Raw genomic sequence first — 24,122 nt, 5'->3', positions numbered from 1 at the left:
TGCGCGAAAGGAACACCGGGTAGGATTCAGTTTGGTGACGGTTCCGTAACAGTTTTTCAAAGACTGAAATTTGCTCAGGTATTGGCTCTTCGGGCCTGCATCTTGACGCGGAAACCCAGTGTTGCGCAGGGCGCGACAAGTTTGTTCTTGATTGAACAAACTTTCTCAGCAATACGTTCACGCGTGAACAAACCCTGAGTCGCGTGATGTCAGCAATCGTCAAAAAGCCAAGCCTTGAGGAGGAAGACCAGCTCTTTCGCCTGTTGCGCCAGCTTGACGTGGCTCCTGATGCCTCGCAACGGGCCATGGCGGCAAGCCTTGGTTTGTCCCTTGGGCGTGTGAACACCCTTTTGCGCAGCGCCACGGATCGTGGCTTCGTCAAGGTCGTCGACCGCGACAGCACCGACAAACGTCAACGCTACGCCTATGCACTTACACCACGCGGCGGATCCGAAAAGAACCGCCTCGTAAACCAGTTCCTTGCGCGGAAGCTTGCAGAGTATGACGCGCTCCATGCCGAATTGACCGGCACCACCTCTGGCCTCTCCCCATTCCAGAACAGGACCAAACTCATGGAAACCAATCTCGCCCCGATCCCGGAGCTGTATGTCTCTTTCGACAGCGCTCAGAAAATGAAAATGGAAGCCGCCGACCTGGTGTCCTGGGACCTGACCCCACGCCAGATCTGTGACCTTGAACTGTTGATGAACGGCGGCTTCAACCCGCTCAAAGGCTTCCTGACCGAAGCAGATTATGACGGCGTCGTTGACAACATGCGCCTGACCACAGGCGAATTGTGGCCCATGCCGATCACGCTCGACGTGTCCGAAGAGTTCGCCTCCAAACTGGAAGCCGGTCAGGACATCGCTCTGCGCGACCAAGAAGGCGTGATCCTCGCCACCATGACCGTCACCGACAACTGGGTGCCGAACAAAGCGAAAGAGGCCGAAAAGGTCTTTGGAGCGGACGACGACGCACATCCAGCCGTGAACTACCTGCACAACCAGGCAGGCAAGGTCTATCTGGGCGGCCCGGTCACCGGCATCCAGCAGCCAGTCCACTATGACTTCCGCGCCCGCCGCGACACGCCAAACGAACTGCGCGCCTATTTCCGCAAGCTGGGCTGGCGCCGCATCGTCGCATTCCAAACGCGGAACCCGCTGCACCGCGCGCACCAGGAACTGACCTTCCGCGCCGCGAAAGAGGCTGAAGCCAACCTGCTGATCCACCCTGTCGTTGGCCTGACAAAGCCGGGCGACATCGACCACTTCACCCGCGTGCGCTGCTACGAGGCGGTTCTGGACCAGTACCCAGCCTCGACCACGACCATGTCGCTGCTGAACCTTGCCATGCGCATGGCAGGCCCACGCGAAGCGGTCTGGCACGGGCTGATCCGCAAAAACCACGGCTGCACCCACTTCATCGTTGGCCGCGACCACGCTGGCCCCGGCAAGAACTCGGCAGGCGAAGACTTCTACGGCCCCTATGACGCTCAGGACCTGTTCCGCGAGCACCAGGAAGAAATGGGCATCGAAATGGTCGACTTTAAGCACATGGTTTATGTGCAAGAGCGCGCCCAGTACGAGCCTGCCGACGAGATCGCGGACAAAGACAACGTCACGATCCTCAACATCTCGGGCACCGAACTGCGCCGCCGTCTGGCCGAAGGTCTGGAAATCCCTGAGTGGTTCTCGTTCCCGACCGTTGTCGCAGAACTGCGCCGCTCGCGGCCACCACGCGCCAAGCAAGGCTTTACCGTGTTCTTCACCGGTTTCTCTGGCTCGGGCAAGTCCACCATCGCCAACGCCCTGATGGTAAAGCTGATGGAGATGGGCGGTCGCCCAACAACGCTGCTTGACGGTGATCTGGTCCGTAAGAACCTGTCGTCGGAACTCGGCTTCTCGAAAGAGCACCGTGACCTGAACATCCGTCGCATCGGCTATGTCGCGTCGGAAATCACCAAGAACGGCGGCATCGCAATCTGTGCGCCAATCGCACCATACGCAACGACGCGCCGCGCGGTTCGGGAAGACATCGAGCAATTCGGTGCCTTCTGCGAAGTCCACGTCGCGACTACGATCGAAGAGTGCGAAAAGCGCGACCGCAAAGGGCTCTACAAACTGGCCCGTGAAGGCAAGATCAAAGAGTTCACCGGTATCTCTGACCCATATGACGTGCCAGAGAACCCTGAACTGCGCCTCGATACCGAAGGCACGGACGTCGATTACTGCGCCCAGCAAGTTCTGCTGAAGCTGCAGGAAATGGGCCTGATCGCCGCCTAAGCGCAGCATAAACCAATATATTGAAAGGCCCCGTTCGCGGGGCCTTTTTTGCGTCAAATGTAAGCGATGGGCAAGGTATCTGCCCCTTTGCAATCAGAGCGTTTCGGGGTCTACACGACGAGACCCTACCGGAGCCTGCCATGCCCATTCCCGCCGAGACCCGCGCCTTGATCATTGAAGCCGTCAGAAGTGCGGCCAAGACCGAAATCCGCCCCCGGTTCCGCAGCCTCAATGCCGCGGATGTGGCCCAGAAATCCGCGCGCGACGACCTTGTGACCGCAGCAGATCTGGCCGTTGAGAAGGCCCTGCGCACGGCCTTTGCCGGGCTCATGCCCGACACCCCGATCGTCGGGGAAGAAGGCGTGGCAGAAGACGCAGCGCAGCTTGATCTGATCAACAAAGGCGGCCGCGTCATCGTCATCGACCCGATTGATGGCACATGGAATTTTGCCCAAGGCATGCCGACATTTGGCACGATGGTATCCGTCATCGAAGACGGTGAAACCGTTTTTGGTCTGCTCTACGAACCCATGCTGGATGACTGGGTTTGGGCCGCAAAGGGCGATGGCACGTGGTCAGGCACCGAACGTCTGCAACTGCCGCCACCGGGATCTTTTGAGACACTGACGGCCCTGCTCGGGTTCTACGGCATGGACCTCGACCAATGGGCGCAAGTCGCCGCGTTGTATCCAAGGTTTCTGCGGGTATCGGATAGCCACGCATCCATCATGGACTATCGCCTGCTGTCGCGCGGTCAGGCGGCGTTCAAATTGAACCGGCAACTGAATGTCTGGGATCATGCCGCCGGGGTCTTGTGCCTGCGCGAAGCAGGCGGGCACGCGGCGTTGCTGGATGGAACGCCGTATGCACCAAGTATGCGCAAGGGTCGGTTGCTCACCGCCCAATCCGAAGCGCTGTGGCACGAATTGGCCGCGATCTTGCGCCCAATCTTCGCAAGCGCCTGACGCCTAGATGTCCTGACCGCGTTCCAGCAGGTCCTCGATCAACTGACGCTGGATGTCCTGACTGTCGCCGCCGCCAAAGGACATCGCGCCGCCGGAATAAAGCGTGCCATAGGTCAGCGCGACATTGACCGTTTGCCCAAGCCCAGAGATCAACTGATCCTTTTTCAGCGGCGAAAGCGGGTGGATATAGGTCGCCCAAAGACGACCGCGCGCCAGCGCGTAACGCGCATCCAGCGCGGTATCGAAATTCGCCTGCATGACCCGCTCCATTTCCTCGGGCGTCATCCCGTCTGCGGACCGGATCGGAACCATCGCGCGCATGCGGTCTGCCACGGGATCGACGATGATCAACACCGGCACGTCAGACAGCGTCAGCTCAAACCCGCGCCCGTTGAACTCGGCCTCGGGATCAAGCGCCGCCAAGATTTCCCCCATGCGGGGCAGGTCCATAGGTGGCTCGGACTGCTGCGCGGCGGCAGGGCCAGCCATTGCAAGGACAAACAGAAAGGCTCTCAACATGGCAGGCTCCGTGGCTGTGATGACACCACCACCCTAAGCGGGACCCGACACACACACCAAGCACGATCCCGCGACCGCGATGACGCAACAGATCACCTTGGATCGGCTAATTCCGGCTTTGAATAGGCTTCCGGGTAGGTCGACGGATGGCATGGCCCCAAGGGCACGACGCCATTCCATGACCGTCCGAAATACCCCTGACGACAATGGATCAGAGACCCTGCCTCCGGCACCCCCTCCATCGCGTAAACACGGCACAACCAGCGCCAGAGGTAGGGATAATCCAACATCCGCGCGCCGTTCAGCTTCATGCGCAGGTAGTAGACGGGGTCGTGCCGAAAAAGAGTCGGGAAAAGCCGCAGATCGGCTTCGGTAAATTGGCTGCCTGTGAGGAATGGTCTGCCATCTGAAAGTCGCTCTTCCAGATCAGCCAGCGTAGCAAAGTAGCGTTCGAACGCCGCCGCATAGACGGCCTGATCCGACGAAAAACCGGCCTTGTACGCCCCGTTATTGATGCCAACGTAAATCTGCTCATTCAGCGCCTCGACATCGGCGCGGGTCTTGGGATCATTCGGGACCAGCTGCATATCAGGCCGTGTCCCACCCAAAGCCGAGGCATTGCGGTCCAACATGCGAATGATATCTGCGCTCTCATTGCTGACGATGCGTTGAGCGACCTTGTCATAGAGGATCGGAACAGATTGCTCAGCCGACCCCTCACACTGATAGATTTCCTTGGCAAGCCGAAGCCCCTGCCCCGTCCCGGTTTCAACGGTACATTCCGGGAGCGCCGCGCCCGTGAGCGTGGCGATGCGCTCTGGATTGAACTCCCAAAGGTTCGGACCGGCGGGGTCATCGTCATTCGTCCGGTTTGGGAATGCGACATCCATTGAGATGCTGATCTCAAGTCCCAAAACGGCGCGCGCCAGCGTGACGCGGTGGCACCATGGGCAATTCAGCGCGACAAAAAGGTGATAGCGGCCCGGCTCGGCCGGAAAGTCGGTGTCACCAATGGCATGGCGAAAGCCACTGACACCGCGCACAAATTCCCCGCTTTGGCGGCGTTGCGCGGCGTTGGTCTGGTTTTCTTCAGTGGCTGTGTCTGTGGGCATCCTTCAAGCTTTGCGCAAACCGGACACAAAGCAAGCCCGCAGGACCGCAGATCACCGCACAGTCGCCCTTCACGCAGGCACGGAGACGGCAGGGAAACGGCGGTGATGTTGGCGATCCCTGAAGGACTCGAACCCTCAACCTGCTGATTAGAAGTCAGCTGCTCTATCCAGTTGAGCTAAGGGACCGCTTGGTTGCGTGATAGGTCACCGCGCAGCGTGCGTCCAGCGGCCAGAGCTGCCAAGATGCAATCAAATCTGAGGACAGGGGTGTTGGGGGCGATAGGGTCGCTTGCAGACCATCCCGTGATCGGCAGGTAGGGCAGCGTTCAATCGCGCGCCACGCCAAGAGATTGGCTGCTCACTCCCCTCGCTCGTCCGCATCTGCAAGAAGCGGAATTAAGATTTCTACTGTCAGGCCCTGCCCCGCCGACCCCATCTTCAATTCGCCGCCGTGGTTCTGCGCTACCTTTACAGCAATCGGCAATCCAAGCCCGCTGCCATCTACGCCACCGGCCTGACCAAAGCGGCTACGAGCCTGAAGATGCTTTTCCGGCGGGATGCCAACGCCGTCATCTTCGACGCTCAGCGATGCGTTTGGGCCACTGGCGGCGATCATCAATCGGATGCGGCTTAAGTCCCTCCCTCCGTGGAGAAGCGCGTTGCGCAGCAAATTGAGAACCGCCTCTCTGAGCATGACCGCATCGCCCAAGACGTGGATCGGATGGCCCGGTTCTTCATAGGTCACCGATACCTCGCGCGCCTCGGCCTCTGGCGAGAAGGCTGCGACCACGTCTTGGCCCAACGCCGCCAAATCAAGCGGTCGACCCGTGGCCGACACATCCGCCCCGCGTGCGCGTTCAAACGACAATAGCTGGTTCGCCAACTGGCTTGTTTCCCGCGCGGCGTCCAACAACTCTCCGCTCCTGCGGCGAGCGGCACCTTCATTCGGGGCCGATTGCACCGCTTCGGCCAAGGCCAGAACGCCCGCAATCGGATTGCGCAGCTGATGCGCGGCGTTCGAGATGAACTCATCCTTGCTGCTGATGCGCCGCGAAACTTGATCGAAGAGCCGGTTGAGGGTTTCGACCAATCCCTTCGTTTCGACAGGCACGGATCGCCGGATCGGCGTCAGGTCTGTGGAGGACCTCCGCGCAATGGCACCCTCAAGCTCCAGCAATGGGCGCAGACCGACGCCCACTCCGAACCAGACGATCAACGCCACACAGGCGACAAGCAATGCAATGACTGCAAAGGATCGCGACACGACCTCACGGACAAACGTGCTTCGCACATCCGCGCTTTGCCAAACGGTGATGTTGAAGGTGCCGGTAAGTCCATCAACCGTCGCGACGTCGGAATATCGCAAAACCCGGACCGGCTCGCCCAGGTAGGTTGCGTCGAAATAGATCGGTTCAGCGGCTTGTGGTAGAAGCCTCCCGGCAGGCACAGGCGGCGTGGCGTAGCCCGTCACAAAGACACCGTCAGGCGCAAACACATGGTAAAACAGTTCGCCGCCGGAGGTGTCATTTACCAGACGGCGGGTCGTTGGAGACAGGGCGTCACCACCCGTGACAGCGACATCACGCGAAATCGCAAGCGCGGCGGATAACAATCCCCGATCAAAGATGCTCTCGGCGCGGTCTGCTGTTGTGCTGAACTGCCAGGCTCCGGCCACGACCGAGACGGCAAGCAGTGGCACCAGGATGATGACAGTCAGCCGGGTGCGGAGCGATTGCGATGTCTTCACGACGGCTCGCTTGTCATGTGATAGCCCAAGCCACGGCGCGTTTTGATCTGAACCCCATAATCGCCCAGCTTGCTACGCAAGCGCGATATATAGACCTCGATGACCGTTTCCTCGACATCCGTACCGACACCATAGATGTGATCCAAGAGCGCGGATTTCGACACAAGACGACCTTCGGCTTCCAAGAGACATTCGAAGGCAGACATCTCACGCCGTGGCAGATCAATCTCGACGCCACCTGCATAAAGCTGTCGGGTGCCCTGATCATAGGTCAGGCGACCAAATTGCCTGCGGGCCTGATGCGGTTGCGCGCGCCGCCGCAACAGGGCGCGCACACGCGCCTCTAGCTCGGCCATTTCAAAGGGTTTGATCAGATAGTCATCTGCACCAGCATCAAGCCCGATGACGCGATCCTGTGTTTCGGCCTTCGCCGTCAAGAGGATGACCGGGCGCGTATCGCCACGTTGGCGCAAATCCCTGAGGATCGTCAGGCCGTCCACGCCCGGTAGATTGATATCCATAATGATGAGGTCGGCAGCTTCGCTGCGCAGAAAACGCGCCGCTTCATCGCCATCGGTCAAGACGTCAACAGCATGCCCCACATCCTCAAGCCGGTAGCTGATGCCTTTGGCAAGGCTGCTGTTGTCTTCGATCAAAGCGATGCGCATGAGGTTTTTCCTGATCATGCAAGTCTCATGCAAGGTTCGCAGGTCATACAGTCCACCGCAACAGGGGGAAAACCCCTTATGTTTCGACGCCCCGCATGTGTCGGGGCACTTTTGGGAGGAAATTATGTCGATACTGAAAACCACGCGCCGCGTGGCCGCTGGGCTTGTGGCCGCAGCCGCTGCCACCTTTGCAGTCCAAGCCAACGCAGGCGGTCATGGCATTGACCTGAGCGGCAAGACCGTCGAGTGGATCATTCCATTCTCGGAAACCGGCGGCTCGGCCAAATGGGCCAACTTCTATGCTCCGCTTCTGTCCGAAGCCCTGCCCGGTCAGCCAACCGTTGTCGTGAAATTCATGCCAGGTGCAGGCTCCACCAAAGGGGCAAATTTCTTTCAGGAACAGTCCTATGACGACAGTGAAGGCACGCTGATCTTCGGCTCCTCGGGCTCCACGCAGTTCCCGTTCCTGCTGGGTGATCCACGCGTCAAATATGACTATGCCGACTGGAACGTCGTACTGGCATCGGGCACCGGTGGTGTTGCCTACCTGACGCCTGAAATGGCCGCCAAGATGGACGGGCTGAACGCCGCTCCACTGCAAAGCGAAAGCTTTATCTACGGCAACCAAGGCGCAACGCGTCTGGACCTCGTGCCAACGCTGGCATGGGAAATGCTGGGCCTGAATGTCGAATCCGTCATGGGCATCAAAGGCCGTGGCGATGGGCGCCTGATGTTTGAGCGTGGCGAAGCCAACATCGACTATCAAACCTCTTCGTCCTTCTTGTCCGGCGTCACGCCGCTGGTCGAAGCCGGGACAGCCGTGCCGATGATGACATGGGGTTCGCTGGATGATGATGGCAACATCGTACGCGATCCAACATTCCCAGACATGCCGACCTTCAAGGAAGTTTGCGAAGCGACCGATGGGTGCGAAACCTCGGGCGAGAAATGGGACGCTTGGAAAGCCTTCTTTATCGCGGGTTTCCCAGCACAAAAGATGGTGTTCCTGCCAAATGGTGCCTCCAATGATGCGATCGTGACCTACACGAAAGCCTTCGAAGAGGTTCAGGCACGCGCCGATTTTGCCGAGATTTCGGCAAAGCGTCTGGGCAAATACCCACAAATGACCGGCGAAGCCGCGCAAACCGCACTTGAGAGCGCAACAAACGTCTCGCCAGAAGCGAAAGCCTTTGTCGTGAACTGGCTGCAGGAAAAGTACGGCGTTTCGCTGAACAACTGATCCTTGTTTTCCGAGCACCCCGTCCATTCGGGCGGGGTGTTTAGTCAAGCAAGGGGAGTTGTTCATGGAGATTCTAGCCGAGGCATTGCCCGCGCTGGGTGATGCGTGGGGCCTGATCCTTCAGCCCATCGTATTGGGCTATCTGGTGCTGGGCGTTGTCATGGGCCTGTGCATCGGCGTCTTTCCGGGACTTGGCGGCATTGCGGGCCTTTCGCTGCTGCTTCCCTTCATGTTTGGCATGGACCCGATCCTTGGCCTTGCGCTGATGGTCGGGATGGTCGCGGTTGTACCTACATCTGATACCTTCGCCTCAGTACTGATGGGCATTCCGGGGTCCTCCGCATCGCAGGCTACGGTTCTGGATGGATTTCCCATGGCCAAGAAAGGAATGGCCGCGCGCGCGCTGTCAGCGGCCTTTGCGTCCTCTCTGTTTGGCGGGTTGGTCGGTGCATCATTCCTGACGATCTTCATTCTGGTCGCGCGCCCTGTCGTTTTGGAATTCCGGACGCCCGAGCTTTTGATGATTACCATCTTTGGCCTGTCGATGGTCGGTATCCTCGCGGGCCGGGTGGCCATCAAAGGGATCGTCGCGGCGGGTCTGGGCATGCTGATCGGCACCATCGGCGAAGGCGCGTCCTCGGGCGACCTGCGCATGTCCTCCTACGATTTTCCTTACCTCACAGACGGGTTGAAGCTGGTGATCGTGGGTTTGGGTATCTTTGCGATCCCTGAAATCATCTCGTTGCTCCGTCAGGACCGCGCGATCAGCAAAACAACCCAGCTTGGTGGCGGGTGGCTCGACGGGGTCAAAGACTGGTTTGCCAATATCTGGCTGTCGGTGCGCTGTTCGATCATTGGCGTCGTCGTCGGTGTCATTCCCGGACTTGGCGGCTCGGTTGTCGACTGGATCGCCTATGGTCACTCTGTTCAATCGACAAAGGACAAATCAAACTTTGGCAGCGGCGAGGTTCGCGGCGTGATCGGGCCAGAAAGCTCGAACAACGCCAAAGAAGGCGGCGGCCTTGTTCCAACCTTGCTCTTTGGGATACCGGGATCAGGTTCGATGGCGATCTTCGTCGGAGCCATTGCGCTCTTGGGCTCCGGTCAGATCGAAGTCGGCCCGGCCATGCTGCAAAACAACCTCGACATCACCTATTCCATCGTCTGGCTGCTGGCGCTTGCCAATGTCGTGGGCACCCTGATCTGCATCGCGGCGTCAGGTGGCATCGCCAAGCTGACGACAATTCGTTTCGCTCTGCTCGCGCCCTTCCTCTTCATGATCATCAGCTTTGCCGCCTTCCAGTCGGGGCAAAACCTGATGGACCTTGTCGCGCTCTTTGCCATCGGCCTGCTTGGCATCCTGATGCGTCGCTTCGACTGGTCGCGGCCTGCGTTCCTGATCGGCTTTGTTCTGTCTGATCCTGCCGAGACCTATGCCAACCAAGCCGTGCAGATCGCGCAGTCACGGTTCCGCAGCGGCATGAGCGAAGGGCTGGAATACATCTTTACACCGATTGTGATCGTACTTTTGATCATCACCGTCCTGTCGGTCGTCGTGGGCCTGCGGCAGGCCAAGAACATCCTCGCTGAGGGGGATGTTCAGTCCGGGTCGAAACGCGCGCCTTTCATCTTCATGCTCGCGGTCACTGCCTACATCGCTTACGCCTATTACGATGCCGCTTCGATCCCGAGCTACAGCCGTGATCGGACATTCCCAATGTTCGTGGCAGGCGTTTGCCTTGTCGGATGTGCGGTTCTGATCATCCGGATGATGCTCCGACCCGAGACCGACACAATCTTTGCCGACCGCGAGCGGGAAGGCGATGATGCAAGCGCCACCCACAGCCTATGGTCGACGCTGGCTTGGTTTGCCGGACTTTTGATCCTGACGTCGCTATGGGGGTTCATCATCGCGCTCGCGCTGTTCCTGTTTGCCTTCATGCGGCTCCGGGCCGGCGTGAGCACAGCGTTCGCCGCGCTTTACACGGTGGCAGGCATTGGCTTCATGATGGGCATGGCGTGGCTCTTGAACCGCGATTTCCCACCCGGACTCTTGCAAGAATACGTTGACCTACCATGGCCACTGACATGACCCAGACTGCGATCCCTTTTCTCTTTATGCGCGGCGGCACATCGCGCGGCCCTTACCTGAACCGTGCCGATCTGCCTGAAGATCTCAATCAACTGGCCAAGGTGCTGATTGCGATGGTCGGCTCTGGTCATCCGCTCAATATCGACGGGATTGGCGGCGGTGCGGCGGTCACAACAAAGGTGGCAATGCTGTCTGCGTCCGACGATCCATGGGCGGACGTGGACTATTTCTTTGCACAAGTCAGCGTCGAAGATCAGTTGGTCGATTTCAAACCGACCTGCGGCAACATCCTGTCAGGTGTTGGGCCTGCCGCCATCGAAATGGGTCTGGTGCCAGCCCAAAACGGCGAGACGCCCGTCAATATCCGAGCCGTCAACACAGGCGCAAAGGTCGCCGCCTCCGTTCAAACCCCCGGCGGCGCAGTAGCCTATGAGGGCGATGCGCAGATTGACGGCGTGCCCGGCACCGCCGCACCCGTGGCCCTGCAGTTCATGGAAACCGTCGGAGGTGTCACCGGAGCATTTTTGCCGACAGGCAACCTGATCGACGAAATAGACGGCATCACAGTCACCTGCATGGATGTCGCGATGCCGCTTGTCATCGCCCGCGCAGAAAGCTTTGGCCTGACAGGCTATGAAAGTGCGGCGGAGCTAGACGCGAATACGGAGTTCTACAGCCGCATGGAGGCCATTCGCATCGCGGCAGGCAAGCGGATGGGGATGGGCGACGTCAGCAAGTCGGTTACACCGAAATTCGGCCTTCTGGCACCGGCGCGCGACGGCGGGACCATCGCAACACGCTATTTCATGCCGTGGAAATGCCACCCGACCATGGCGGTCACCGGGGCTCAATGCCTTGCATCCTGCGTTTTGACACCCGGCTCGGTGGCCGATGGCATGGTTGCGCGTCCCAATCAGGCTCCGTCCAAGATCACACTGGAGCACGCCTCGGGTCAAATTGACGTGGTTGTCGACTACGATTTGACCGAGGCCGGCTTTGCAATCAAATCGGCCGGATTGGTGCGCACCGCGCGCAAACTTGCCGAGGGCAAGGTCTTTGTTCCGGCCTCTGTCTGGTCAGGAAGGTAGTGCGCGATGAAAGTTCACATTCTCGACGACTGGTTCGACACGCTGCGCGGCCTGCCCTGCTTTGAAAAACTTGCGGCTCATGACGTCACCGTCTGGACCGATCACGAACCCGACCCCGCGAAACTGGCAGAGCGCGTGCAGGATGCGGAGGCGATCGTCCTGTTTCGCGAGCGCACGGCAATTGGCGCGCCCTTGCTAGAGCGTTTGCCCAATCTCAGACTGATTTCGCAGCGTAGTGTCTATCCGCATATCGATGTCCCGGCCTGCACCGCGAATGGTGTCTTGCTGTGTTCCAACATGCATTCCGACACGCCGTCCTATGCCGCCGCCGAACATACATTGGCGCTGATCCTCGCAACGTATCGCCAAATCCCGCAACAGGTCTCGTCGCTGAAAGAGGGCAACTGGCAGGCCGGTGTGGGCCGGACCCTGCGGGGCCGAACGCTTGGGCTTTATGGGTACGGACGTATCGCAGGCGCCGTGGCCGAATACGCGCGTGCGATTGGCATGAAGGTACAGTTCTGGGGCTCTGAAGAGGGCCGCCTCCGCGCGTTGGCGGCAGGCGAAACCGTGCCAGAGTCCCGCGAGGATTTCTTTGCCAGCTCTGATATCGTCAGCCTTCATGTGCGCCTGAAACCGGCCACGCGCGGCCTGATCACCGCCGATGATCTTGCGGCCATGCAGCCTCGGTCCTTGCTGGTGAACACGTCACGCTCAGGCCTGATCAGCCCCGGAGTACTTGAGGCCGAAATTGCTAAAGGCCGCATCCATGCCGCAGTCGATGTCTTCGACACCGAGCCTTTGACCGATACCAAGAACCCACTTCTGATCAGCCCGAACGTGATCGCCACGCCGCATATTGGCTACGTCACCGAAGATGAATTCGACCTGCAGTTCTCGGACATTTTCGATCAGATCAACGCCTATGCAGACGGTGATCCGATCCACATGATCAACCCGGATGTCTTGTCACAAATGGGCGCCGACAAACCCGTCTGAGACGGCCTTGGCGACGAAGGCATCCAGTGCTGTAATCCGCGGATCATCCTTGCGCGGCAGCACCATGGCCTGATGCACAGCCGTCAACGCACCGGGCAGAATGCGGATATCAGGATCGTCCCGAAAAAAGGCCTCAAGTGACGCGCGCACCCCAGCCACTGCGTCGCAACGTCCATGCTGAAACTCGACAAAGCTCTCGCGTGGCGCGCCAGAGCGTTCCAGCGCGGCGTGCGCCAAGTTATGAGTCAGATGCATGTCATATGCGGACCCTGTCGAAGTCAGGACCCGAACGCCATCCTGATCGACCTGATCAATCGTTTCGATCCGTTGTCCCGCCCGAACCGCAAAGGTGGCCTCGATGCTGTGATAGGGACGCGTGAACGCGACCTTTTCGGCGCGCATCGCATCCACAGCAAGAAAGGCCACGTCCCACCGATCCGCATGCGCATCGGCAAAGACCTTGCCTGCACCGTCATAGATCACCGGCTTGAAAGACGCGCCAATCTCATGCGCGAGACGCTGCGCCAATGCCGGACTCACACCAGACAGGTGCGTGCCATCATATTGAACAAGCGCCCGATTACCGATGTTGATGGCGGCACGGAGCACCCCTTGGGTGGCAAGGCTGCGCAGTTCATCTGTCATGCCTGATCCTCATGATCAAACAGTCGGGCAAATAGTGGTGCGCCCAGAATAACGACGAATATCCGCAAGACATGGTGCGCCACCACAAAGGCCATATCGGCCCCAACGATCAACGCCAGCACTGTCAACTCGGCCTGACCACCGGGCGCAAAGGCCAAAATGGTTTCGCGTGGTGGCGCGAGATTTGCCAAATGGATGGCTTCTGCAAAGATCACCGTCAGGATCAATAGTAGCACACAGAACCCCAACCCTGCGGTCAGGTCACGCCGCACTTCGAGCATGGTGACCCCAACGTATTTGCACCCAACGCCCATGCCGATAAAGAACTGTGCCGCCCATATCGCCTCGGCCGGGGGACGATGTTCCAGCACCCCAAGCAACGCCAGCGCAGCAGCCAGCAGCAGCGGCCCAAGGATGGATGCACCAAACATGCCGATCCGCTTGGCGACCTGCCAACCGACAAGCCCGCAAAACACCATCAAGGCAAGCTGATCCCACCCCAGCGTCGCCAAGGGCGCACCGGGCGGGGTTGTCAAATCGGCGTCCCAAACCCAGACAAGCAGGAACGGAAGCGCCACGACGATCACCATGACACGGGTCGCGTGGATCAGCGACATGGTCCGCACATTGCCCCCGGCCTCTTCGCCGAACACCAGCATATCCTGCAGCCCCCCTGGCATGGCCGAGTAATAGCTGGTGGGAAAGTCAAACCCCCAGAGCCGCCTGAAATAGAAAAGCCCGACGACGCCGATCGAGGCCGTCATGAGCGGGATCAACAGAAGCGTGGGCCACATGCCCACCATCGAGACCAGCAAGCTGGTCGTGAAGGTTGCCCCGACAGCAACGCCAAGGATGGTGCGCATTGCTTCGTTGACGACCTTGATCCCGCGCATGGGCAAGCCCAACAAAGCCGCTGCGAGACACGCAAAGATCGGCCCAAGGAGCCAAGGGAGCGGCAGCGCCAAAATGTGAAAGGCCAACACCCCCAAGAGCGCAACAGCAAAGGACGAGACAGTGGCGATCATGCCTGCATGACCTTCAAGCGGTGCCGCAGCGACGTTTGCAGATGTTCGGCAGCGGCAGCGCCGGCACGGGACGGATCGCCTTCCTGCAGGGCGGCAAGAATGCCGCGATGCTGATCATAGACCACCGTGATCCGTGCCTCATCGGCCAGCGTCGTAGGGCCCAGCAACAAAAGCGCGTTGTTCAACGCCCGCGCAGCTTCAAGCAGGAACCGATTGCGCGTGGACAGGTAAATGCCGCGATGAAATTTCTGGTTCAATGCCGCCGCCCGAGCGGCATCATCCGTGGCTGCGCCGATCTCTTCGTTTAGCGCCTCAAGGGCGTCGATTTCGGCAGCACTCGCATGTTTGGCCGCCATTTCCGCCGCCGTGCGTTCCAGCACGAGCCGCATCTCATAAAGCTCGACGACCTCACCTTGTGACAACTGGCGGATGACCGCCCCAATACGCGGGCGATGCTCCACGATGCCGTCGCTTTCTAGCTTGCGCAGTGCCTCACGCACGGGCGTGCGCGACAAGGACAACCGCCCGGCAACCTCGACCTCGCGCAGACGGTCGCCCGGCATATACGTGCCTTCCCGGATCGCGGTCAGCAGCTTTGCATAGGCGGCTTCGCCTTGTGACAACTCTTGCATTTCTTTTGCGACCACAGTACTGCCACCATATTGTATCCACGCGGATACAATTGCATGATGCGGAGAAAAAGCCAATGCCAAAGCACGTCATCGTTGTCGGAACAGGAAATGCCGCGCTATGCGCCGCCATCGCAGCGCTGGAAAACGGTGCGCAGGTGACAATGCTTGAAAAGGCCGACGAGGCATTGGCCGGTGGCAACACGAAATACACGGCAGGAGCGATGCGCTTTGCCTATGACGGGGCAGAGGATTTGCTGCCGCTGCTCAGCGACCCGAATGATCCGCGTTTGGAAAACACCGATTTTGGCAGCTACACGTCCCAGAAATTTGCTGATGACCTGCTCGGCTTCAACGACGGACGCCCGCTATCACGCGAACAACAGGACCTGATTGCTCAATCTGGCGACACGATGCGTTGGCTGGCCACGCACGATGTAACGTTTGAGCCGATCTATAGCCGTCAGAGTTTCGAAAAGGACGGGCGTCATGTCTTTTGGGGCGGGCTGACGCTAGCGGCGCGGAACGAAGGTGTGGGTCTCTTTGATATGGAACTTGCCGCCGTGAGACGCCTCGGCGGCACCGTGCGCTACAACGCGGGTGTCACGGGGCTGATCATGGAAGGCGAGACCGTCGTTGGCGTTAGGGTCGGCGACGAAGAGCTGCGCGCTGATGCCGTGGTTCTGGCGTCTGGCGGGTTTGAGGCCAACGAAGAGTTGCGCGTCAAACATATGGGCCCGGAATGGAAAGCCGCCAAAGTGCGCGGTACGCCCCACAACACTGGCGATGGTCTGCAAATGGCAATGGACGCAGGCGCCATGGACTATGGGTATTATGCCGGGGGTCATGCAACGCCGATGGATTTGCACATGGCCGATTTCGGCGGCCTCGACCTGCCGCACGGTGAACGCAAGAACTACCGCAAGATCTGTTATTTCCTCGGCGTGATGCTCAACGCACGGGGTGAACGGTTCGTCGACGAAGGCGCGAATTTCCGCAACTACACCTACGCCCAATACGGCGCAGCGATCCTTGAACAACCCGGACAGTTTGCCTGGCAGATTTTTGACAGCAAGGTCTTCGACCTGCTCTACGCGGAATATCGGTTCCACGATGCGCATTTCGTCGAGGCCGACAGCTTGGACGATCTCATTCCTATGCTGGACGGCGTGGATACAGAGGCCGCCAAACGCACAATCATGTCCTTCAACGATGCCGTGGATGAGTCCGTGCCATTTGATCCAACCGTACTCGACGGCAAGTCCGCCGTCGGGATCACTCCGCCTCGTTCGCATTGGGCACAAAAGCTTGATCAGGGACCGTTCCGCGCCTACCCGGTCACGGGCGGCATCACCTTTACCTATGGCGGGCTCAAAGTTGATGAGGCTGGCCGTGTCCTGAACCGATCACAGGGTGCAATCCCCGGCCTTTTTGCGTGCGGTGAACTGGTCGGCGGCGTATTTTTCGCAGGCTATCCCGGTGGCTCTGGCCTAACCTCAGGCGCGGTATTCGGACGCCGCGCCGGGACCAACGCGGCCGCGGACTAAAACGGGCGGGGGTGTCACCTCGCCACACTTCTTGTCAGGTAGATGTGGGACCGCGCCAACCAAGGCGATGACGGCGCAACAGAAAGCGCTTAGTGCGTCCACGCTCCACGGCGGTTCGTGGCAAAGTTTTCACCGTAGCCGCCCGGGCGGATATTGGCCGAGCGCTTCTTTGGTTCCTGCACGATCACGTCGATGCCGTTTTCCTTGGCATAGTCCAGCGCCGCTTCCTTGGTTGGAAACTTCAACCGCACTTGGCTTTGCGTGTCCGACGATGATGTCCACCCCATCAATGGGTCCACATCACGTGCTGATGCCGGGGCATAATCCAGCACCCATTCCTTGGTCTTGGCAGTCCCCGAGGACATCGCTGTCCGAGCTGGCTGGTAAATTCGTGCGCGCATCACACCCTCATCATTGCTGTGTGTGATATCCGCAAATGTGCCGCCTTGTTCAAGAGGCACATTGTCCCGGCGCCAAGGTGGCTGCGGACAAATCTAGGATGACGGGAAGTGCAAAGATGCAAGTGTCCGATCCGGAAGCGAGGGTGGTGGAGTGGGGTGCGTGAGGATCGGACACCTACAGTGCTGCTTGCCCAACAAGTAGTAAGCCAAAAAAGAGAAATCACAAACCTAAAATGCACGTCAAAGTTGTTTACCGCATCGGCCGACCGCGACCAAAATCAGCAAGTCATTGAGAAATAGACAAAACTTGTTTCGCCGACCGGCCCAACCTCCCCGAAAATAGCGAGAATTTTGTTCCGGGTTGCAAACGCCTCAAAGACTCACAAATTGTGACATCCGCAAGGAGAGCTCTGATGCACAACAATTCCCCCGAGTCGATGCCCGCCCTGACGCATGCCCCGTCAGGCGACGTGCGCGCGCGCGAAAAGCTGGAAGGCGGCATCGAGTTCAAGATGCACACGGAGTTTCAGGCCGCGGGCGATCAGCCAACCGCAATCGAAGAGTTGTCGCAAGGCGTGCTGGCTGGTGAACGCGATCAGGTTTTGCTGGGAGCGACCGGCACCGGCAAGACATTCACGATGGCCAAGATTATCGAAGAAACCCAGCGCCCGGCGATTATCCTTGCCCCGAACAAGACGCTGGCCGCGCAGTTATATGGTGAATTCAAAGGCTTCTTTCCCGACAATGCGGTCGAATACTTTGTGTCCTACTACGACTACTACCAACCCGAGGCCTATGTGCCGCGCTCGGACACTTACATCGAAAAAGAAAGCCAGATTAACGAACAGATCGACCGGATGCGCCACTCGGCCACTCGGGCGCTGCTGGAGCGTGACGATGTGATCATCGTGGCGTCGGTATCGTGCATTTACGGTATCGGGTCTGTGGAAACCTATGGGGCGATGACGCAAGATCTCTATGCCGGCAAGGAATATGATCAACGCAAGGTCATGGCCGATTTGATTGCGCAGCAGTATCGCCGAAATGACCAGGCGTTCCAACGTGGCACCTTCCGCGTGCGCGGCGACAGCCTGGAAATCTGGCCCGCCCACCTTGAAGATCGGGCTTGGAAGCTGTCGTTCTTTGGTGAAGAGCTTGAGGGCATCACTGAATTTGACCCGCTCACTGGCGAGAAATCGGATACGTTCGAACGTATCCGGGTATACGCCAACAGTCACTATGTGACCCCGCGCCCCACGATGAATCAGGCGGTCACGAGCATCAAGAAAGAGCTGAAAGAGCGACTGAACCAGTTGGTGAACGAAGGTAAACTGCTGGAGGCTCAGCGGCTTGAGCAGCGCACGAATTTTGACATCGAAATGCTAGAGGCGACGGGTGTTTGCAATGGCATCGAAAACTACTCACGCTACCTGACCGGCCGCGCGCCGGGCGAACCGCCGCCAACGCTGTTCGAATTCATCCCAGACAACGCGATTGTCTTTGCGGATGAAAGCCACGTCTCCGTGCCCCAGATCGGCGGGATGTATCGGGGCGACTACCGACGCAAGTTCACGCTGGCCGAACACGGCTTCCGCCTGCCCTCTTGCATGGACAACCGCCCCCTCAAGTTCGAGGAATGGGACGCGATGCGCCCGCAATCCGTCTTTGTTTCGGCCACCCCCGCCGCGTGGGAGTTGGAGCAAACCGGCGGCGTCTTTACCGAACAGGTCATTCGCCCAACCGGACTTTTGGACCCCGAGGTCGAAATCCGTCCCGTCGATACGCAGGTCGACGACCTTCTGGATGAAATCCGCCGCGTTGCCGAGAACGGCATGCGTGTGCTCGCCACGACGCTAACCAAACGCATGGCAGAGGACCTCACAGAATACCTTCACGAACAGGGCATCCGCGTCCGCTACATGCACAGCGATATCGACACGATCGAGCGGATCGAAATCCTGCGCGACCTGCGGCTCGGGGCCTTTGATGTCCTCGTCGGGATCAACCTGCTGCGAGAGGGCCTAGACATCCCCGAATGCGGGTTGGTGGCCATTCTGGACGCCGACAAAGAAGGCTTTCTGCGGTCGGAAACCTCACTTGTGCAGACCATCGGACGCGCTGCCCGGAACGCCGAAGGCCGCGTGATCATGTACGCGGACAAGATCACCGGGTCGATGGAACGCGCGATGGCAGAAACCAACCGCCGCCGCGCCAAGCAGTTAGCCTATAACGAACAACACGGGATCACACCTGAAACCGTCAAAAAGAACGTCGAGGACGTGCTGGCCGGGCTCTATCAGGGCGACACGGACCAATCCCGCGTCACGGCGAAAATCGAACCGCAATTGGCCGGTGGCAATCTTCAGGCGGTGCTTGACGGTCTACGCGACGACATGCGCAAGGCCGCCGAAAACCTCGAATTCGAAGAGGCCGCGCGCCTGCGAGACGAAGTCAAACGTCTCGAAACGGTCGACCTCGCCGTCGCCGACGATCCTTTGGCCCGGCAATACGCCGTCGAAAAGGCGGTGGACGACGCGCAAAAAGCGTCCGGGCGCAGCACCGCTGGCCGGGCCGGTCAAAGGGGCGGCAATAAGAAGCGCTACCGGAAGTAGGGCGCTGATCATAACGGTATCGTTGGGGATCACCCCCCGCAGGCCACCATGGCATCTCTCGGCTTAACCGGGTGACCAGTTTTCGCGCTTAGGCCGAGCCAACGGGCAATCTTTTGGCGTTTTTTCTGACAATTTACGGCAATGCCGCCGAATACGCGTCTCTCATATTGAACCCGGCACAGAACCTGCGACGACCCACATATCAAAGGAGCCAAGCTAATGGGTATACTGCTGCGCCTGTCTTTGGCGCTTTCTCTTTTGATCGCCGCTGTGTGGTTCGGCGGAAATCTGTTTTGGTTATGGATCATTGGCGTGGGTTTGCCGTCAGGTGACCCGGAAGTTGCCTTGCAGGCTGCCAGTGCCATTGAAACTGCTACAGGTGGGATCGCGTTTTCTACGTTGGCCACGCTCAGCGTTGCTGCCCTTGCGGGCTCGGCCATTCTGAGTTGGCAGGATAAACGTGGCGCTGCGACCCTTCTTTTGGGCGGTAGCGCCGTTCTTCAGGTCGTGGCGGTCCTGATCATGTTCGCCCTTCCGGTAAGCGCACACAGCGCCGCTGAATGGGCCGATTATGGTCTAAAGGCGGCGCTGGCTAGTGTGCTGGTGGTCGCGCTGTCCGGGGCGACGCTGACACTTGTCGGCCTTGCGATCTGGAGCGCGGCACGCAGTCGATTTATCGCGGACGCGTGAACAGGACGGGCCCGGTCACCAGCCTTCGGTTCCGGGCCCGCCCTTCACAATCCCAATCAGGTTCGACGTCACCCAGCCACCATAAAAGCTGCCGGGTTGCGGCATCGCGATTTCGCCAGCAACGCGGCATTGCTCCATTGTCTCAGGGTAAATTGCGTAGAATCCAGCAATCCCTGCAAATCGCGGGGTCGGTCGATCATAGGCCCACGCGCACCGTTGTGCTGTGATACCGCCCGCGCGCAAGGATACGTATCGCGCCTGCCCTTTCCATTCGCACCAGCTTTGCCCCCGCGCTGGTAGCATCTCGACATTCTCGAAGGCGTCCGGCGGGATGTAATAGGTCGGCGCATGATGCGTTTCACACACGCGCCATGCATCAGTCGTCGACACGATCTCAACACCACCCAAGGTCACCTGAATGCGGCCATCAAACGGCTCAACCAATGGCGGCCTCGGATAGTCCTGCACGTTTTCAGGCGGTAAACTCATGAGCGTGATCCTTAATCGGAAGATGACTGAGCGCAGCAACGTAGTGCTGCCATCAAGACAGCCAATCAGTCTTGGCATCGCTATCCCGAACGCTACCCTCTGGTTATGCGAATGATTGCTTGCCTTTTTGCGCTTTGCGCAACGCCCGCTGCCGCATGGGATGTGAGCCTCGGCCCGATATGCGTTCTCGAAGATCAGCAATCAGAGGTGGCTGTTACTCTCACCCACGATCCAGAGGGCCCGATCTATTCGATCACCATCACCACGCCTACGCCATGGCCAGAAGGACCTGTTTTCACAATCGCGTTCATTGGCGATAATCCTCTTCGTATCACCACGAACCAGCACGTGCTAAGCGATGACAATCGCGCCGTCACAGTCGTTGACCGAGGCTTTGGCAACGTGCTGAACGGAATGGAATTTAACGAAACCGCCATCGCGTCTCTCGCCGGGCGCGAAGTTCCATTCGACCTAAGCGCAGTGGATGCCCCAATGCAGCCGTTCCGCACCTGCACTCCACAACCCGTGGCGCAGGTTCGCATGGACATCACCCATGGCTGAAAAGACATCCCCCTTCCGCCCGGTCGATGATGAAGCACGCGAATTGACCGCCCGTCTCCTGACCGAAACGCACGCGGCGCTCGCAGTGCTAGACGAAACAGGGGCACCCAACGTGACCCGGATCGCGTTTTTGTGGATGGATGGCGCAGCCTATAGTCTGATTTCAACGCTCTCCGATCACACTCAGGCTCTTGATGCGGACCCTAGATGTTCGCTCTTGCTCGGTGTTCCGGGCGACAAGGGTGACCCGCTGACCCACCCGCGGCTCACCCTGTCCGCGCAGGCCACAGTCGCGGACAAGGCAGCGCTGCGCGACGCCTACCTTGCCCACCGCCCAAAGGCGCAGCTCTACTATGATTTTACCGATTTTCGTGTTGTTCAGTTTTCGATCCAACACGGCATGCTCAATGGCGGCTTTGGCAAGGCCTTCCGCCTCAGCCCCAAAGACCTGATGTGATCACTCCGGGTTATCCATCCGCGCGACATAGGTGACCTTGCCTTTGCAGGCCTCTGACCATTTGATGTGAAGCTCATCGTCATCCGGCCCCTGCCCCGTCAACGCATAGGGCAATTCCTTGACCCGCTGCCCCGACCCATTGGAAATCCGCGCAATCGGTTGCAGGCTTTCAACCCAGCGAGCATGCCCGCCAAAAGGCAGGTTCGGCGACAGCCCGATCCGCCACGTGGATTGGTCCGACGTTTCCTCATGTGACCCGCGCAAGGGATTCTTCACCGGCGCATCGACGTTATCAAAGGAATTGCCCTCAAACGTGATGTTCTTCATCGCCGTATAATTCAGGTCAGAGAATGTCGTATCGACGCCATCCACCCGATCAATCCGGCCGCCAATCGCCCGGAACACGTTGCCGATCACAGACAGGCCGCGAATGCGGTGTCCCGGACCATAAGGCTTGATCACGATAAAGCGGAACCAGGGTGCAACCTCGCTACAGACAAAGAAATTACCCGTAATCGTCAGCCCACCGAAACTGAACTGGTTGGCATTCTCAGGTTCGGCTTCGTACTCGTTCGTCCACTCGATAAAATTGTTGTCGATGTAATTGCTGGTGACCAAGGTCGTGATGTTCGTCGAACAAAACACGATGCCGCCCTCACGCACACCGTTGGCCTGCCCGTCCCCTTGGAACCAGTGATTGCCATTGATGATCGAACTGCCGCCGCCAATGACCGCGAAATGCTTGAACCGGATGATCAGGTTATCGCGGATGATTGCATCGTTGGAATTCACATTCAGACCGATCGACACGCGGTCCGGTACCGGTACATTCACTTCTGACGAAGTCCATCGCGTCGAATGCACCGTCAGCCCCTGACACCCCCGACCGGCAGAGGTGATGCCCCGGTCCTTGGGCCGTGTCATGGCAGAGTTCACCAGCTGAAACGCGGACCCATTGCGCGGCAAAAGGATGCCGCTCGCGGTCGAGTTGCAGCTCAGGTCCACCTCGTCTATCACGAATTTCGACAACTCGTCAAAGCCGCTGAAATCCAAAGCATACTTGAACCGCTTGAAGGTAAATATCTGCGTGCCCGCCGCGCCATAGAGCGCTTGCGTCAGGGTGATCGTCTGATTGCTTAAATCGCGGTCCTGAACATAGACTTCCCGCCCAACGCCCACACCTTCGACCAGTGACCCGATGGGTATGTTCGCCACGTTTGTCACATTGGTCAGCTTTTTGGGCGTACTCACGCTGTAAGTCGCCTGCGAGGTCTGCAAATCTGTGTCCCATGCCGGGCTGGCCTGACAGCTGAACTGTCCATTCCGGATCGCCCGCCGCACCGTGAAATTATCAGACGTTGCAACCGCGGCCTGCATATCCAGCGGCTCTTGCAAGAAAATCCGCCGCCCGCCCATGTCGAGCGCAGAGTGATCGTTGAACCCGATCAGAGCCTGAAAGGCCTTTTTGAAGGCCAGAACCTCATCGCCAAAAGCGTCGATATAAGCAGGAAGGTTGTAGTTCTTTTTCAGGATCAGCCGCTTGTCCGTTGGCATCGTGATCGTGCCATGAAACTCGGCCTTGTTGTCCAGCGTCAGGTGATCGCCGATAAAGAATTCGCCGCTAGGAATGTAGACTTCGCGACCCTCAGCGGCCTGATCGGCCGCCTCGAACGCATCACGACTGTCTGTGGTGCCGTCTGGTACGGCGCCGTAATCCAACACGTCGACCCGCCCCAGAAGGCTATTTTGGAAGAGGTTGGTCACATCCTCAATCACAAGGTCATCGACCCGCACAACGCCGCCGTTTGGCCCTGTCAGATCAATCCCAAAGTGACCAAAGAGAGGCTCGCGCCCCCACGGCATGTCTACGCCCGGTCGATCTCCGGTCCCGACGATCGCGCTGACCTCAACCACCTTTCCATAAGTGCTCAGCAAGGTAGACGGCCCTGTCTGATCGACGCTGACGACATGTGCGCCCCCTGCGGCACCGGCCCATGCTGCCACACGTACGGATGGAAAGATCCCGCTGATGAGCTTAACCCGCGCCCGGATCTGAAAATAACACCCCGGCAGGATGGGCGTCTCACCTGTGTAGCGCAGCTTGGTCGTCGTTGCCTGTTTCTGAATTTCGAGACAACCGCCAAAGTCCTGATCCGCGGGCACAAAAGCCGCGTTGGTGGCCGTGTCATAGGTCGGGTCTGATGGCCGCCCGTTCCCGCTCGACCAAACGTCCAGCCCATCCTCGAACGCTGGCGGCATGATCGTCACGCCTTGGGTAAGTGTAATGCTCATGAAGGTCCCCTTCGGTCGCTCTCGGCCCCAAGACGGACCGCCCCCGCGACCGACGGAGGCTC

At 59.1% G+C, this 24,122-nt stretch carries 21 protein-coding genes and 1 tRNA gene; 11 read left to right on the top strand and 11 right to left on the bottom strand.

Annotated features, from left to right (window positions below):
* Window positions 1-206 precede the first annotated feature (206 nt).
* Together FE702_RS16020 and FE702_RS16015 are read left to right on the top strand one after the other, a co-directional pair.
* Window positions 207-2,282 carry a bifunctional sulfate adenylyltransferase/adenylylsulfate kinase gene (locus tag FE702_RS16020; RefSeq protein ID WP_147127319.1) on the top strand — a complete coding sequence of 692 codons (2,076 nt, stop codon included), beginning with the start codon at window positions 207-209 and terminating at the stop codon, window positions 2,280-2,282.
* Between the two features lie 140 nt (window positions 2,283-2,422).
* Entirely contained in the window at window positions 2,423-3,247 is an 825-nt protein-coding gene (locus FE702_RS16015) for an inositol monophosphatase family protein (protein WP_147127318.1), read from the top strand.
* Between the two features lie 3 nt (window positions 3,248-3,250).
* Here the strand turns inward: FE702_RS16015 and FE702_RS16010 are convergent, their stop codons facing one another.
* The 5 genes from FE702_RS16010 to FE702_RS15990 all read right to left on the bottom strand — a co-directional run bounded on the left by FE702_RS16010 (window position 3,251) and on the right by FE702_RS15990 (window position 7,311).
* Complete coding sequence (locus FE702_RS16010) at window positions 3,251-3,766, bottom strand: hypothetical protein (protein WP_147127317.1); 516 nt, start codon at window positions 3,764-3,766, stop codon at window positions 3,251-3,253.
* 92 nt (window positions 3,767-3,858) lie between these two features.
* Window positions 3,859-4,878, bottom strand: coding sequence for a glutathione S-transferase C-terminal domain-containing protein (locus FE702_RS16005; protein WP_147127316.1), 1,020 nt, complete (start codon window positions 4,876-4,878; stop codon window positions 3,859-3,861).
* A gap of 109 nt (window positions 4,879-4,987) precedes the next feature.
* Window positions 4,988-5,064 (bottom strand) — tRNA-Arg (locus FE702_RS16000).
* A gap of 172 nt (window positions 5,065-5,236) precedes the next feature.
* The gene (locus tag FE702_RS15995; RefSeq protein ID WP_147127315.1) at window positions 5,237-6,625 is read right to left on the bottom strand and encodes a sensor histidine kinase; all 1,389 of its coding nucleotides are present in this window, start codon (window positions 6,623-6,625) and stop codon (window positions 5,237-5,239) included.
* Window positions 6,622-7,311 carry a response regulator transcription factor gene (locus FE702_RS15990; protein ID WP_346722168.1) on the bottom strand — a complete coding sequence of 230 codons (690 nt, stop codon included), beginning with the start codon at window positions 7,309-7,311 and terminating at the stop codon, window positions 6,622-6,624. The genes FE702_RS15995 and FE702_RS15990 overlap by 4 nt, the downstream gene beginning before the upstream one ends.
* Before the next feature lie 106 nt (window positions 7,312-7,417).
* Between FE702_RS15990 and FE702_RS15985 the strand changes: the two genes are divergently transcribed.
* The 4 genes from FE702_RS15985 (at window position 7,418) to FE702_RS15970 (ending at window position 12,712) form a co-directional block, all read left to right on the top strand.
* Window positions 7,418-8,533 (top strand): tricarboxylate transporter, encoded by a 1,116-nt coding sequence (locus FE702_RS15985; RefSeq protein WP_147127314.1) that lies wholly within the window; start codon window positions 7,418-7,420, stop codon window positions 8,531-8,533.
* Window positions 8,534-8,597: 64 nt separating this feature from the next.
* The gene (locus tag FE702_RS15980) at window positions 8,598-10,625 is read left to right on the top strand and encodes a tripartite tricarboxylate transporter permease (protein ID WP_147127313.1); all 2,028 of its coding nucleotides are present in this window, start codon (window positions 8,598-8,600) and stop codon (window positions 10,623-10,625) included.
* Window positions 10,622-11,713 carry a 4-oxalomesaconate tautomerase gene (locus tag FE702_RS15975; RefSeq protein WP_147127312.1) on the top strand — a complete coding sequence of 364 codons (1,092 nt, stop codon included), beginning with the start codon at window positions 10,622-10,624 and terminating at the stop codon, window positions 11,711-11,713. The genes FE702_RS15980 and FE702_RS15975 overlap by 4 nt, the downstream gene beginning before the upstream one ends.
* Window positions 11,714-11,719: 6 nt before the next feature.
* Window positions 11,720-12,712: a D-2-hydroxyacid dehydrogenase family protein gene (locus tag FE702_RS15970; RefSeq protein ID WP_147127311.1), complete on the top strand. Its 993-nt coding sequence runs from the start codon at window positions 11,720-11,722 to the stop codon at window positions 12,710-12,712.
* On the opposite strand, the gene FE702_RS15965 is transcribed toward FE702_RS15970, so the two are convergent.
* The 3 genes from FE702_RS15965 to FE702_RS15955 are packed head-to-tail and all read right to left on the bottom strand — an operon-like array spanning window position 12,683 to window position 15,029.
* Window positions 12,683-13,357 (bottom strand): transporter substrate-binding domain-containing protein, encoded by a 675-nt coding sequence (locus FE702_RS15965; RefSeq protein ID WP_147127310.1) that lies wholly within the window; start codon window positions 13,355-13,357, stop codon window positions 12,683-12,685. The genes FE702_RS15970 and FE702_RS15965 overlap by 30 nt on opposite strands.
* Window positions 13,354-14,382, bottom strand: a complete 1,029-nt coding sequence (locus FE702_RS15960; protein ID WP_147127309.1) for an AbrB family transcriptional regulator — start codon at window positions 14,380-14,382, stop codon at window positions 13,354-13,356. Before FE702_RS15960 ends, FE702_RS15965 begins: the two co-directional genes overlap by 4 nt.
* Complete coding sequence (locus tag FE702_RS15955; protein ID WP_255449708.1) at window positions 14,379-15,029, bottom strand: GntR family transcriptional regulator; 651 nt, start codon at window positions 15,027-15,029, stop codon at window positions 14,379-14,381. Before FE702_RS15955 ends, FE702_RS15960 begins: the two co-directional genes overlap by 4 nt.
* Before the next feature lie 59 nt (window positions 15,030-15,088).
* On the opposite strand from FE702_RS15955, the gene tcuA reads away from it, so the two are divergent.
* Window positions 15,089-16,558, top strand: coding sequence for an FAD-dependent tricarballylate dehydrogenase TcuA (tcuA, locus tag FE702_RS15950; protein ID WP_147127308.1), 1,470 nt, complete (start codon window positions 15,089-15,091; stop codon window positions 16,556-16,558).
* Between the two features lie 89 nt (window positions 16,559-16,647).
* On the opposite strand, the gene FE702_RS15945 is transcribed toward tcuA, so the two are convergent.
* Entirely contained in the window at window positions 16,648-16,959 is a 312-nt protein-coding gene (locus FE702_RS15945; protein ID WP_147127307.1) for an ETC complex I subunit, read from the bottom strand.
* Between the two features lie 413 nt (window positions 16,960-17,372).
* Here FE702_RS15945 and uvrB point away from each other — a divergent pair, with 413 nt between their 5' ends.
* Together uvrB and FE702_RS15935 are read left to right on the top strand one after the other, a co-directional pair.
* Complete coding sequence (gene uvrB, locus FE702_RS15940; RefSeq protein ID WP_147127306.1) at window positions 17,373-19,571, top strand: excinuclease ABC subunit UvrB; 2,199 nt, start codon at window positions 17,373-17,375, stop codon at window positions 19,569-19,571.
* A gap of 219 nt (window positions 19,572-19,790) precedes the next feature.
* Complete coding sequence (locus FE702_RS15935) at window positions 19,791-20,261, top strand: hypothetical protein (protein WP_147127305.1); 471 nt, start codon at window positions 19,791-19,793, stop codon at window positions 20,259-20,261.
* A 15-nt stretch (window positions 20,262-20,276) separates the two neighbouring features.
* On the opposite strand, the gene FE702_RS15930 is transcribed toward FE702_RS15935, so the two are convergent.
* Complete coding sequence (locus tag FE702_RS15930; protein ID WP_147127304.1) at window positions 20,277-20,750, bottom strand: DUF427 domain-containing protein; 474 nt, start codon at window positions 20,748-20,750, stop codon at window positions 20,277-20,279.
* Window positions 20,751-20,855: 105 nt separating this feature from the next.
* Between FE702_RS15930 and FE702_RS15925 the strand changes: the two genes are divergently transcribed.
* Together FE702_RS15925 and FE702_RS15920 are read left to right on the top strand one after the other, a co-directional pair.
* Window positions 20,856-21,311 carry an excinuclease ABC subunit B gene (locus tag FE702_RS15925; RefSeq protein WP_147127303.1) on the top strand — a complete coding sequence of 152 codons (456 nt, stop codon included), beginning with the start codon at window positions 20,856-20,858 and terminating at the stop codon, window positions 21,309-21,311.
* The gene (locus FE702_RS15920; RefSeq protein WP_147127302.1) at window positions 21,304-21,768 is read left to right on the top strand and encodes a HugZ family pyridoxamine 5'-phosphate oxidase; all 465 of its coding nucleotides are present in this window, start codon (window positions 21,304-21,306) and stop codon (window positions 21,766-21,768) included. The genes FE702_RS15925 and FE702_RS15920 overlap by 8 nt, the downstream gene beginning before the upstream one ends.
* On the opposite strand, the gene FE702_RS15915 is transcribed toward FE702_RS15920, so the two are convergent.
* The gene (locus FE702_RS15915) at window positions 21,769-24,060 is read right to left on the bottom strand and encodes a glycosyl hydrolase family 28-related protein (protein ID WP_147127301.1); all 2,292 of its coding nucleotides are present in this window, start codon (window positions 24,058-24,060) and stop codon (window positions 21,769-21,771) included.
* Between the last annotated feature and the right edge of the window lie 62 nt (window positions 24,061-24,122).

Origin of the sequence: Shimia ponticola, assembly GCF_007995215.1 — a bacterium.
GTDB lineage: Bacteria > Pseudomonadota > Alphaproteobacteria > Rhodobacterales > Rhodobacteraceae > Shimia_B > Shimia_B ponticola.
The sequence above is the reverse complement of the archived record's forward strand: the minus strand, read 5'-3'. Positions and strand labels throughout refer to the sequence as shown.